6 protein-coding genes are annotated in these 13,864 nt (G+C 39.2%); all 6 read right to left on the reverse strand.

Going from position 1 to position 13,864, the window contains the following annotated elements; genetic code table 11:
- Nucleotides 1–87: 87 nt before the first annotated feature.
- Nucleotides 88–492, reverse strand: a complete 405-nt coding sequence (locus tag MMG00_RS06055; protein WP_270049368.1) for a YbaN family protein — start codon at nucleotides 490–492, stop codon at nucleotides 88–90.
- 3 nt (nucleotides 493–495) lie between these two features.
- On the reverse strand, nucleotides 496–1,101 hold the full coding sequence (locus MMG00_RS06060; RefSeq protein WP_242152855.1) for a biliverdin-producing heme oxygenase: 606 nt from the start codon (nucleotides 1,099–1,101) through the stop codon (nucleotides 496–498).
- 307 nt (nucleotides 1,102–1,408) lie between these two features.
- Nucleotides 1,409–3,724 carry a TonB-dependent hemoglobin/transferrin/lactoferrin family receptor gene (locus MMG00_RS06065; protein WP_242152858.1) on the reverse strand — a complete coding sequence of 772 codons (2,316 nt, stop codon included), beginning with the start codon at nucleotides 3,722–3,724 and terminating at the stop codon, nucleotides 1,409–1,411.
- A gap of 519 nt (nucleotides 3,725–4,243) precedes the next feature.
- The gene (locus tag MMG00_RS06070) at nucleotides 4,244–7,264 is read right to left on the reverse strand and encodes a TonB-dependent receptor domain-containing protein (RefSeq protein ID WP_242152859.1); all 3,021 of its coding nucleotides are present in this window, start codon (nucleotides 7,262–7,264) and stop codon (nucleotides 4,244–4,246) included.
- A gap of 334 nt (nucleotides 7,265–7,598) precedes the next feature.
- On the reverse strand, nucleotides 7,599–10,643 hold the full coding sequence (locus tag MMG00_RS06075) for a TonB-dependent receptor domain-containing protein (protein ID WP_242152861.1): 3,045 nt from the start codon (nucleotides 10,641–10,643) through the stop codon (nucleotides 7,599–7,601).
- Nucleotides 10,644–10,825: 182 nt separating this feature from the next.
- Nucleotides 10,826–13,813, reverse strand: a complete 2,988-nt coding sequence (locus MMG00_RS06080) for a TonB-dependent receptor domain-containing protein (RefSeq protein ID WP_242152864.1) — start codon at nucleotides 13,811–13,813, stop codon at nucleotides 10,826–10,828.
- Nucleotides 13,814–13,864 lie beyond the last annotated feature (51 nt).

The following is a 13,864-nucleotide window of genomic DNA, read 5'->3' on the forward strand; positions in this document are numbered from 1 at the left end:
CATTAAAAAGTCCCAATCAATAATAGATTGGGACTTTTTTATTTTTACTCACAGATACAAACTACCAAACAAACTCAAAAATATAACTTATTTCGCAACCTCTGCCTCAACCCCCTCTTCCGCCTCATGCGGGAATGACCAGATCCAAATAGAGGTAAAAATTGAGATTGCTATCATAATCAGTTTTAACCACCAACGATCATTTGGCATAGTAAAAACTGTCGTCATAATCGCTCCATTCATCATAATCGTTGAGAGCCATTTCATCTTAATAGGAATCACGCGATTGGTTTCCCAATTATGAACCATGGGACCAAAGTGCTTATTCTCTAATAACCAAGTATGAAAACGCTCAGAACTTCTTGCCCAACAAAATGCTGTTAATAAAATAAACGGTGTTGTTGGCAAAAGTGGTAAGAATACCCCTAATATTCCTAAGAATAGAGAAATTCCCCCTAAAATCATTAAACAGATGGAACGAATTTTTTTCATCTTTTATGCAGCTTGCTCTTCTGGTTCTGGTAATTCAAAAATCATGCGTAATAACTTTTTATAACAGGTAAATGCTTCATTCGCACCTTTTACTGCTGATTCTCTCTCCTCAGCATCAAAATCAATGGCGTTTAAAAGCTCCGAAAAATTACGCCAATGCTTACCACGACCATCTGAATGAGCCGCTAAATGACGCGCACCACGCTCAGCATCAAGGTTAATTTTATTGACCTCTTTATATAAAAATGCCGCCCCTAAATTAGAACCTTCAGCACAATAGAGCCAACCAATCGCTTCTTCCGCTTTAGGAGCCGGCAATGAAGCCATAGGGAATTTTTCAACCCCTAAATCCGCCATATCCGATAACACCGCCGCATGTCTTGCCGTTGCCGCTAATCCGGGGATTGCTCTATTTAAGTCCTCACGCATATAAATATCGTCAACGATCTTATGGAAGATCTCTTGAAGTTGTAAAAATTTGCCGTAGTTTTCGACATTTTCAAAAGGGTTCACAGACATTACTAAATTATCAACAGTATCGTGGGTTCCTGTTGTTTCACACTTTAACTGATGCGTTAATAAACTTAAATCATATTCTCTTTGTTGCATAACGTTGTCCTTTACCTAGCAAATTCACGGTTTTTATCTATTTTTAAAAATTGTATTTCACTTCCGACTTAAACGCAAATGAAAATCACAATCATTTATATCTTTATTTATTTTATAACCCTTTAAAAATATTAGATTTTATTATTAATAAGGGTTCAAAGTTATTCGTAAAAACCTTATAACGACTCTTTTTACTCTTCCATCTAGATCTTTTTCCAAGCGATTAATCTAGACTATAAAGATAAAAAAGCGCAGATCTCACTGCGCTTATCGAATGAGGAGTTACCAATAATCCTCTTACTTTTATTTAAAATTGATACGAAACACTTAAGCGAATATCTCTTCCTGGCGCTTCAACTTGCTCACCTAAATAAGGGGCATACTGTTTATTAAAGAGATTATCGATCATAAGATTAATCTTTGGACCATGCTGCCCTTGTGGTGCATAGGTCATAAAAAGACTATGAACGCTATACCCTGCCGTTAGCGGATAGCTTAATGCTCCAGCTTTTGGATCTGTGACTTTTGGGGTACGATCTTGCTTACGAACAAAGGCACTCTCCCAACCCATACTAAAATTATGGCTTGGCACGTTAAAGCCAATTGTTGCACGCAGCTCTCTTGGGGGAATATCTCGCATCCAACTATCTTGTTCAGACCAGATATTTCTTGGTGAACCAATACGCTTCCCTTTAATCGTGGTTGCCGACAAACTACCAAAGATATATTCACTATCATATTTAGCGGATAACTCTAAACCTTGAATCGTATAGCCTGGTCCATTATGGTATGAACTCATCGGCTTGCCACAAGTTTTGTTATCTCCCGTAATATGGTGCGCTTCGCAATAAATCGCCCCAATTTTACGAATGACTTCATTCTCTACTTTGTTATTAAAGTACGTTGCGCTTAATGCGAGTCTATCATCTGCCATAAAGACATTTTGTAGATTCATTAACCCACCTACTCTAAAGGCCTTTAACTTCTCTTTGCCAAGATTACGGCTTGTACCATTTGGCCCGCTTGTACCTTTTGCTTGCACGATATATTGATCATGTAGATTAGGGGACTGCCAGCTACGAGTATAATCAGCAAAGAGTGCCCATGAATCACTTGGTTGCCAATAAATCGCTAATCTTGGAGATAACCCGCTATAACTTACTGAACCATAATCATGTCCATCTATTGGATCTGTAGAGGTATATCCTGGGACATTACCAAAACTTTGGTTCTTAACATGATCATAACGAAGCGATGGGCTAATGGTAAAATCCCCAATCTTAATATCATCATTAATATACAAACTTGTCACCGTTTGTCGACCTGATGGCAGATATGGCGGTGTAAAATAACCATAATTAAACTCCGCAGTGCCATATTTGCCGCTATCATAAAGCATCAAACCATTTTGCTGTTTACGTAAATACTGTAATCCCACGGTTACGCTATGATCTGCCCAACTTGTGGAGATCTCGCTTGTATTTCGAATATGAATTGTGGTGTTTTTATAAGTTGTCCAATTCTCTTTACCGAAAGTCGATAAAGAGATGGAAGGCGCTTTTTGCCCTGGCATTGGCGCAACTTTCTCATCATGTTGCTTTGTTTCAGAATACGCTGCATCAGCTTTAAAATTAATCCAAGGATTATCAGCAGGAAGATATTCAAATTTTGCACTATAACTACGATCTTTTTGATCTCGGTAGAAAATACGGCGCTTCCAATCATACTCATTATTAGGATCTGTGGTGATAGTATTCCCACCCATTGCGGCAAATGGCATCCAGCCCTTAAAACGGGTATTAGCATGACTTAAGGTTAATTTACTCTCACTTGAAAAGTAAATATTACTCTTAATCAAATAGCTGTTTTGATCTAAAGAGGAACCTCTATATTTCTGTTTATCAGCAAGTTCTACATCTCTTGAGTCAGATCTAGAAAAATAGATTAAACCATCGACCATGCCATTTTTAGATTGACCAAATACCGCACCGGTATAATTTTTTTGCTCATTATTAGAGTGAAAACCATATTTTAAATAAGCGCCCACGTTTTGATCCGGCTTTAAGAAGTCTTGCGCATCTTTCGTCTCTAACTGCACATTTCCCCCAAAGCCACCATTCCCAACTTCAGGACTAAATGCCCCTTTATTGACCGTGACTTGCTTAATGAGATCAGGATCTACATAAAGAGAGCCTTGTCGATATTTATCAAACGTTTTAAGCGCACCATCAACGGTAATTGGCACATTTCGGCTCTCACTCATTCCCCAAATATTGATATTTTGTCCACCGGGTCTTGGGCTTCCAGACATACTCACCCCTGGAATCCTATCTAAAACAACGCCCATGTTACTTGCTTGGATAACATCTAATTGCTCTTGGTTTAAGGTATTTTTACCAATCTCCCCTTGGCTGACGCCTTCTGAGATCCCGACAAAATTTGTCACCTGCCCTAATACCGTCACGCTTCCTAAATTCAGCGCTTCAACCTTCTCTTCAGAAGCAACTTTTTCAGATTGTCCTTCTAAATCTTTAGATTGATCAGCATTTGCGATAGAGGCTGCAAATAAGAGCGCCACCGCCAATGCTAATGGCTTTAGTTGACACTTACCAAGTTGTAACATGAATTTTCCTTTTAGATACTTTTATCAAGCCAAATATCATGGCTACTAAATGAGGATAGCAATCATAATACGAATCAATTTCATTTACAATAGTTGGTAATTATTTTCATATAGAAGCATTTAGCAGTTCAAGGTAATTACCAACAACAAACTTAATAGAGTGATTTAAAAGAATATATTTTTTATAAAACAGACTAATAATGTTCTTAAAAATTTTAATATAATCTCTTTTATTCTGATTCATCCCCAATAACCCTGATGTTCCAAAAATTAATCTCCTCCTACAATTAAATGCGTATTAATGTTAAACATTCTTTAAAACGGATCAGTAACAAAAAAGACCATCCTTAAAGGAATGGTCTTTTGCATATATAGTGAAATAGGATTAAGAAAAGCTTTTAATTTAAATGATGAGCACAAGATAGTAAGAAGAATGCAAGCATTCCCTCCCGTCACAAAATAGACCTTTTTAAACCGAATAAACTATATTTAACAAGTCTTGAACTCATACCTAAAGCGTTAAAACTTCATATTAAACCCAATGCGTATGGTTCTTCCCGGCGCTGGGAAATGGGATCTTGTTAAAGGATCAAGATAGTATTGATTCGTCAGGTTTGTCGCCACAACTTCCATAGACATATCCTTATCAATAGCGTAATTCACCCAAGCATCCAATGTTGTCACTTTCCCCCAATGAATTGGCACATTCGTTTGCCATGGAGCGATATCCCCAAAGTTCTCTTTATCGGTATTTTTAGAGCCAGCATGATGCAAAATTCTTGTACCGACTTCTAATTTTTCATTAAAGAATCTGCCACCCATCGTCAAATTTAACGCATATTTAGGCGGCGTCATATTACGCAGATAACTATTATAAAATCCATCCTTTACACAGCTCTTAATACGCCCATGATAAGGATCTTGAGAAATTGCCGTTGATTCATCACACACTTCATTTTTTAAGAAATAAGAAGCACTAAAGTCTGCAAAAAAACGGCCGTTATCGTAACGACTTTGAAGCTCTAAACCACTAATTTTTTGTTTATCAATATTTCTAAGAGAAAATGCCTGGTCTCGATCAATCACATCTTTGATCTCATTATAGAAATAGGCTATTTTAAAATCTGCATAACGATCCGCCCCTAATAATTCACTTAAATCATGCAGATATCCAATCTCGATATTAGTTCCCTTTTCTGGTTTTAACCCAACACCTCGATAAACTGGCGATGCTGAAAATCCAACCGTTGTTTCAAACATACTTGGCATACGTTCTGTTTTTGCATAACGGGTATAGACTCTTGCGTTATCTGAAAGCCAAGCGGTTGCTGCAAGAACAGGTTGCCATCCACCGCTACTACTTTGCTTAGGAACAGGCGCAAAACGATCCCCGGTAGTTCCTTGACTCAATGCTGTATATTGATCTGGATTTCTAGGAAGCTGTGTTGCACCTCGCTCTGCTAAATAACCATTAAGATATGGGTTATCTTCCCGATAATATTTACCATCATCACGGACATACCAACCCACTTCACCCACATAAATCTTCTCATAAGGCCCATTAAAAGATTGAGGGCTAACCGTCAATCCTTTTGAGGTCGCATTTTCTTCAATAAACTTACTTTCAGCTGCCTGATACTTTTTCATAGATTGCATTGAAAGCTCTCGATATTCAGGTGAACCAAAAGCATAGTTTTTAAATATATAGTCAACCTCTTCCTTATAAGCTCTCTCAGCATCGATCATCTCTTGAGTCTTCTCTACCTGATAAGACATTCTAATGCCGGGTTTCCCAATATCACCAAAACTATTTTGTCTCTCTCTGCGCTGTCTATTTAACTGCTCATCATAGGAGGAATAGCCATTTTTACTAGCACCAGCACTTAACTCTAACCATGATAGAGGCTGCCAATCGAAGCTAAAGCTCATGCGCCACTCTTTGCGCCAGCCTTCTCTAGGTATTGCCCTAAAAGAAGATAATTTTCGTTGTTCTGGATCTAAATACCAATCATCACTAGAACTTAATGTCTCATATTGGTAACTTCCGCCAAGCGTTAAGTCTAGCTTTTCTGTAAGCTCCATTTTGTTGCTAATCGTTGCGCCCCAGCGTTTATTTTTTGAATTTGTTGCCGAAGTTGAATGCCATTTCACTTCTGAATCCCCAGTCCAAGAGGAGATAAATTGTCTTGGATACCCGCCGCTTGTATGAGTATCTAAAATCGTTCTGGTTCCCCAAATATTTGCTTCAAAATCAATATAAGGATTATCAGGGTTCCATTGATGATTCAAATAAATAGCGGTAGTTTTCACCTTACTTAAGGGCCATTGAGGAAATTTACCAATGACTTGTTGGCGCACATAATCCTTCATTGGATTTTCAGGGGCGGTATTAATCATATGATCTAAATCGAATAGATGATTTGCAACTCTTGATGGCATTATCTCGCCATATTTCCCCCAAGTATGACGAAGTCCTAGTTCAACAATATGATCTTCATTTGGTCTCCAAGTTCCTTTCACTAAGAGTGATTGCATCTCATTTGAAGTATTCGGTACTTCATCACCTGGCTTATAAATATCCGCTAAATGCCTTGTATAGTTATCCCAATAATCCTTACGTTCTGCGGCATTTTCTCGATTATATTCGCTACCAGAATAATAGTTTGCGCCATTTTTTCCTGAAAAATGATTCCCCTTTTTACGATAAACATAGACACCTAACAGATCAAAATCCTGCCATTTTTTACCAGCGGCAAGGCGAATAGCTTTATCATCCCCAAAACGATTTTGCCCGCTTTTTCTTGGCGTTACCATTACGGCATTATCATAGAAAGAGAACATATAAGGGATGCTTCCTGATCCTAATATATCTGGTAAAGGAGCATTAAGATCAGGCATATTCGGTTTTACCGAGTTATTACTACCCTCTATTTTAAAATCAATTCCCCAATCTTTATCTTCACGAACAATATCATTAATGCCAAGTGTCGTAATTGCAACTGCGCCACCTACGGAGCTATTAATGCCTCTTGTTAAACTTGGGCCTTTTTCAATGGTAATCCCGCCTATTAACATCGGATCAATATAGTTACGATTATTCGCCCCCGAATATCCTCGCCAAACGGTGATCGATTGCTCGGTTCCATCAATCGTTAAGGGAACACGTCCCTGCCCTTGAATCCCACGAATGTTCGGATCTAATGCACCGCTATTACGCGCATCACCGCTATTAACGCCGACCATTCCTTTAAAAACATCGGCAGGCGCTGCGCCTTTAAAGCGCTCTACTTCCGTTTTATCTCGGTAAACAGAAGAGATGCTTCTATCATAAACCTCATCATGCTTCTCTTGATGCCCCTTCCCTTCTAGCGCTTGAGCTTTGACAACAACTTGACCTAAACCCAAAGTATTTAAGGTATTTTGCGGCACATCAGCTTCGTCTAACTCTGAGATTTCCTCTGCTGATAACATTGATTGACTCAATAGATAAGTGATCGCAAACGCAAGTGGTTGCCAGCGATACCGATTTTTAATCGACATGAACATTTCTCTTTCCCTATAACATTTAATTTTAGTAACAATTATTTACTAATGAGAAACGTTATCATAAGAGATATATTTTTACTATTGCTTCTTATTTACAAATAAGAATTTATAATTTTAGAGAATTAATACTATTAACAAATCAATAATGTACAAAAAATTAACAATAAAATATTTTTAGTTTTTTATAAAACATTCAAAAATAATCTAAAAAAACTTTAATCACAAAGAGAAATAGTAACCATTAAATAACAAAAAGGCTTAATCTAGATGACTAAGCCTTTTTAATTCTACATACTTCATAGCTATTTATGATTGATATATCCTATCTCTAGAACTTCATATTAAACCCGATACGAATGGTTCTTCCCGGCGCAGGGAAGTGGGATCTTGTTAAAGGATCAAGATAATATTGGTTGGTGAGGTTTGTCGCTACGACTTCCATCGACATATTCTCATCAATCGCATAGTTAACCCATGCATCAAGCGTTGTCACTTTTCCCCAATGAATAGGCACACTAGAAGCCCAAGGTTTTACATCTCCAAAATTCTCTTTATCGGTATCTTTAGAGCCCGCATGATGCAAAATTCTTGTGCCGACTTCTAATTTTTCATTAAAGAATCTGCCGCCCATCGTCAAATTCAGCGCATATTTAGGCGGCGTCATATTACGCAGATAACTATTATAAAAACCATCCTTCACGCAATTGGCGATATTTCCTCTATAAGGGTCTTGCGAAATGGCTGTTGAGCTATCACAAACCTCATTCTTCAAGAAATAAGAAGCACTAAAGTCTGCAAAGAAACGACCATTGTCATAACGACTTTGAAGCTCAAGCCCACTAATCACCTGCTTATCAATATTTCTTAAAGCAAAGTTTTGATCTCGATCGATCACATCTTTAATACTATTATGAAAGTATGCAACCTTAATATCCGCATAGCGCTCTGCGCCTAAAAGCTCGCTTAAATCATGCATATACCCAAACTCAATATTGGTGCCTCTCTCGGGTTTTAAGCGAATATCACTATATTGTGGCGTTGCGGAAAAACCAACCGTAGATTCAAACATGCTCGGCATTCTTTGTGTTTTAGCATAACGCGCATAAACTCTCGCTTCATCCGTAATCCACGCCGTTGCTGAAAGAACAGGCTGCCATTTTCCACTATTTCCTTGCTTTGGAATCTCTGCAAACCTATTACCAACAAAGGGTTTCACAGTTGATTGATAAGCAGTATAACCTGCAATGGCTTTTGCATTTTTTGAAGCAAGAGACCCATTCATAAAAGGATTATCTTCTCGATAATATTTCCCATCATCACGTGCAAACCAGCTCACTTCACCTTGATAGGTTTCATCACCTTCCCCATTATTTGACTGATATTTTAGCCCTTGATCCGTGAATTTCTCTTGAATAAATGCTCTTTCAGCTTCTTGATAACGCATCATAGATTCAAAACTAAGTTGCATACCTTCAGGATCAAAGAAATCATAATTTTCAGAAATATAAGCCATTTCACGATCATAGGTTTCTTTAGCATCGATAATCTCTTGAGACTTCTCTACATAAAAGGAGAGCACTTGCCCCTCTCTCCCACTGCTTGCATATTTACTATTTTGTGCCCGTCTTTGTCTATTAAGCTGCTCATCATAAGATGAGTAACCCGTTTTTTGTGCGCCGGCACTAATCTCTAACCAAGAGAGCGGTCGCCAATCAAAGTTAAAATTCAAATGCCACTCTTTGCGCCATCCTTCCCTTGGAATCGCTCGGTAAGGAGATGCTCCAAAGGCCTCTTTTTCACTATCTTGTAGATACCAAATATCACTTGATTTTAAGGTTTCATGCTGATAACTTCCGCCTATTATTAAATCTAAATTATCCGTTAATTCCATCTTATTACTTGTTGTAAATCCCCAACGGCGATTCTTAGAGTTGGTTAAAGAGGTATTTCGAAGCGTCTCTTTTAAAGCTGGATTTTGCATATACCAAGGATATGCTTCACGGGGGTAACCCCCTGATGTATGGGTATCAAGCTTCGTATTTGTCATCCATAAATTACTCTCTAAATCAATATAAGGATTATCAGGATTCCATTGATGCTTTAAGTTTAAAGCCGTCATTTTAATCTTACTTAAGGGCCACTGTGGGAGCTTGCCGGCGATATGATTCTTTAAAAATTCCTTATATTCAGGGCCCACCATATGGCTCTCACTATCTAATACCATCTCTAGCCACGACGCGGTTCCTGCTAATCTTGAGGGCATAATCTCCCCATATTTTGCCCAAGTATGCCTAGCGCCAAACTCTAAAGTTTGATCCTCAGTCGGTCTCCACGTGGCTTTAAAGAGTAATGATTGCATCTCATTAGAAGTATTGGGAACTTCATCACCTGGTTTATAAAGCTCTGCTAAATGCCGAGTATAATTATTCCAATACTCCGCATCCCCTGCAGCATGAGCTTCCCCTTTATAGTAAGAAGCGCCATTTTTGCCGGCATAATGATTACCTTTCTTCCGATAGACATAAGCCCCTAAGATATCAAAATCATCCCATTTTTTACCCACGGCAAAACGAACAGCCTGATCATTTCCAAATTGATTTTGCCCGCCACTTTTCGCTCTAACCATCAAATTAGGATCCATAAAGTTAATAAAATTAAAATTAGGATTATTGGTTTGTGTATTCACTTTTATGCCTTGAGGCAAATTAGGTAACTGCGGCTTTGTGGAGTTATTACTTCCTTCAATTTTTAAATCAATTCCCCAATCTCGGTCTTCCCTTACAATATCATTAATGCCTAATGTTGTGATCGCAACCGCGCCACCAACAGAGCTATTAATCCCTCTTGTTAAACTAGGACCTTTTTCAACCGTCATGCCACCAATTAACATCGGATCAATATAGTTACGATTATTCGCCCCGGAATATCCTCGCCAAACAGTAATCGCTTGCTCGGTACCATCGACTGTAACCGGCACCCGCCCCTGTCCTTGAACACCGCGAATATTAGGGTCAAGTGCGCCACTATTTCGGGCATCCCCGCTATTAACCCCGACCATTCCTTTAAAAACATCTGCAGGCGCTGCACCTTTAAAGCGCTCTACTTCCGTTTTATCTCGATAAACAGAGGAGATACTTCGATCATAAACCTGATCATGTTGAACCTCATGACTTTGCGTATCGACTTTTCCCAGTACTGTAATACTGCCAAGCCCCACTGTATTAAGGGGGGATACAACCGTAGAATCTGCACTGCTTAAATCCTCTGAATCTTCGGGGTCAGTAGTCTCTTGTGCAAAAAGCATTTGATTTGATAATAAACAGACTAATACTAATGCAAGAGGCTGCCATTGGTAACGATGTTTAACCGCCATATACGATTTCCTTTAGAGTGGTTATTTTTTAAATAATCTTAAAAATGGTAAAAGCCTCTATTAATGATCATTGCAAGCAGCAGCTGTAGCTGTAGCAAAAGCAAAAGTGAGCTACCTTATTACAAAGTAGCTCACCTCTCATAAATGTGATTTTAAGCACACCCCTATAGAAGCATTACGAACTAAAATTTGATATTAAACCCAACACGAATGGTTCTTCCCGGCGCTGGGAAATGGGATCTTGTTAAAGGGTCGAGATAATATTGATTCGTGAGGTTTGTTGCCACAACTTCCATTGTGGTTGTTTCGTCAATCGCATAATTGACCCAAGCATCGAGCGTTGTTGCTTTACTCCAATGAACGGGCACATTTGTCTGCCAAGGTGCGATATCCCCAAAGTTCTCTTTATCGGTATTTTTAGAACCTGCATGATGCAAAATCCTTGTACCGACTTCTAATTTATTATCCATAAACCGCCCACCCATTGTGAGATTAAGGGCATATTTTGGCGGCGTCATATTACGTAGATAGCTATTGTAAAAACCATCTTTTACGCAAGAAGAGATCCTGCCGTAATAAGGATCCATTGAGATTGCTGTAGAGTTATCACAAACCTCATTTTTTAAGAAATAAGAAGCACTAAAGTCGGCAAAAAAGCGGCCATTATCATAGCGGCTCTGAATCTCTAATCCTTCAATCACCTGTTTATCAATATTTCTTAAAGAGAAGAACTGATCACGATCAATCACATCTTTAATGCTATTTCTAAACCAAGCAATCTTCACATCGGCAAAGCGATCAGCACCTAGTAACGCACTAAAATCATGTACATAACCAATCTCAATATTCGTTCCTTTTTCTGGCTTTAATCCTGTTCCTAGATAAATAGGATTTGCCGAGAAACCGACTGTAGATTCAAACATACTTGGCATTCTCTGTGTTTTAGCATAACGCGCATAAACTCTTGCTTCATCGGTAATCCAAGCGGTTGCAGAGATCACAGGTTGCCATGTACCGCTATTGCCTTGTTTTGGAACTTCAGCAAATGGATCCCCTACAAATGGACGGTTCGTATGGGTATAACCATTATTTTCTGGGGCTTTACCACCGATACTTGCAATCTCCCCATTCATAAAGGGATTATCTTCTGCATGGAATTTCCCGTCTTCACGGACATACCATGTTTTATTACCTGAGATCGTTGCCGTATTAGGGTCAAAGAACATCGGAACTTTCGCATCAATCCCTTTTGCCGCTAACTCATTATTATAGCTTTGTATAAAATCTCGGTAATCCATCATCGCCTGTCTTCTAAGCGCTGAATCATCACTATTTCTCCCTGCTTCAAATTTTGCATGTGCATCAAGAAGATCTTGTGTTGGCTCTAAAGCATAAGTTAAAAGCAAGCCTGGATCGCCTTTACTTGCATAAGCATTATTTCTCGCTCGGCGCTGCTTATTTAACTGCTCATCATAAGAAGAATAACCTTCTTTTTGCATTCCGGCGCTAATCTCTAACCAAGAAAGCGGACGCCAATCAAAGTTAAAGCGCATATTCCACTCTTTACGCCAGCCTTCACGGGGAATGGTCCTAAAGGAGTAGCCTTGAACTTCTTTCGGATCTAAGTACCAGATATCGTTTGATTTTAACGTTTCATATTGATAGCTTCCGCCAACCGTTAAATCAAGATTCTCTGTTAACTCCATGCGATTACTCGTGGTAATCCCCCAGCGGCGGTTATCTGAGTTGGTTAAAGAGGTATTGCGCCATTTACCGGCAAGCTCAGGGTGAAGCATACTGCTATAAAACTCACGAGGATATCCGCCTGAAGTATGAGTATCTAAAATAGTTTTTGTACCCCAAAGATTGGTTTCTAAATCAATATAAGGGTTGTCAGGATTCCATTTATGATTCAAATACACCGCCGTTGTCTTCACTTTGCTTAAAGGCCACTGCGGGAATTTACCAACGACTTGCTGACGTACATAATCCTTTAAAGGGTTCTCTGGGGAGGTATTTAAAAGATGGTCTAAATCTGAAAGGTGATTGGCAACCCTTGATGGCATAATCTCCCCATATTTCCCCCAAGTATGACGAAGTCCAAGCTCTAAAACCTGATCCTCTGTCGGGCGCCATGTCCCTTTCACTAAGATCGATTGCATCTCATTAGAGGTATTAGGCACTTCGCTTCCTGGCTTATAAACATCGGCAAGATGCTTAGTATAGTTATCCCAGAAATCTTTACGCTCATCGGCATTCTCTTTGTTATATTCGCCTCCGGAATATTTACTAGCGCCATTTTTCCCAGAGAAATGATTCCCTTTTTTCCGGTAAACATAGACTCCTAAAAGGTCAAAGTTATTCCATTTTTTACCAGCAGCAATACGAAAGGCATTATCATCCCCAAAGCTATTTTGCCCACTGGTTCTCGGCGTCACAGAGACTGCATTATCATAAAACGAGAAGAGATAAGGAACATAGCCAGTCCCTAAAACATCAGGCAGCGGTGCGTTAATATCGGGCATATTAGGCTTTTTAGAGTTATTGCTTCCTTCAACCTTAAGATCAATTCCCCAATCTTTATCTTCCCCGACAATATCGTTAATTCCTAATGTCGTAATTGCAACAGCGCCGCCCACTGAACTATTAATGCCTCGGCTTAATCCAGGGCCTTTCTCAACTGTCATCCCCCCAATTAACATCGGATCAATATAGTTACGGTTATTCGCACCGGCATAACCTCGCCATACAGTAATGGCTTGCTCAGTACCATCAATGGTTACCGGCACTCTTCCTTGCCCTTGAATCCCTCGAACGTTAGGATCTAGTGCACCACTATTACGAGCATCCCCACTATTAACACCCACCATTCCTTTAAAGACATCCGCCGGCACGGCGCCTTTAAAGCGCTCGACTTCCTCCTTATCTCGATAAACGGAGGAGATACTGCGATCATAAACCTGATCATGCTTGACCTCGTGGCTCTCACTCTCCACTTTCGCAACGACTGTGACTTTTCCTAATCCTACCGTATTTTTACTCTCTTGTAAGATCTCTGAATCATCCCAATCCTCATCCCCTACCTCTTGTGCAAAGACAGTTGAAGTCACTAATACACAAGCGATAGCAAACGCGAGTGGTGTTAAACGATATCGATCTTTTGTCGACATATTAATTCCCTTTTATATTTTTATTTAATTTGATCAATAAACCACTTATCA

This window comes from Ignatzschineria rhizosphaerae (assembly GCF_022655595.1).
In the GTDB taxonomy this organism is placed as follows: Bacteria; Pseudomonadota; Gammaproteobacteria; order Cardiobacteriales; family Wohlfahrtiimonadaceae; genus Ignatzschineria; species Ignatzschineria rhizosphaerae.

What these genes read in the sequence shown, in the direction of transcription:
- MMG00_RS06055 (WP_270049368.1), bottom strand. Translation starts at nt 492, where the DNA reads ATGAAAAAAATTCGTTCCATCTGTTTAATGATTTTAGGGGGAATTTCT.
- MMG00_RS06060 (WP_242152855.1), bottom strand. Translation starts at nt 1,101, where the DNA reads ATGCAACAAAGAGAATATGATTTAAGTTTATTAACGCATCAGTTAAAG.
- MMG00_RS06065 (WP_242152858.1), bottom strand. Translation starts at nt 3,724, where the DNA reads ATGTTACAACTTGGTAAGTGTCAACTAAAGCCATTAGCATTGGCGGTG.
- MMG00_RS06070 (WP_242152859.1), bottom strand. Translation starts at nt 7,264, where the DNA reads ATGTCGATTAAAAATCGGTATCGCTGGCAACCACTTGCGTTTGCGATC.
- MMG00_RS06075 (WP_242152861.1), bottom strand. Translation starts at nt 10,643, where the DNA reads ATGGCGGTTAAACATCGTTACCAATGGCAGCCTCTTGCATTAGTATTA.
- MMG00_RS06080 (WP_242152864.1), bottom strand. Translation starts at nt 13,813, where the DNA reads ATGTCGACAAAAGATCGATATCGTTTAACACCACTCGCGTTTGCTATC.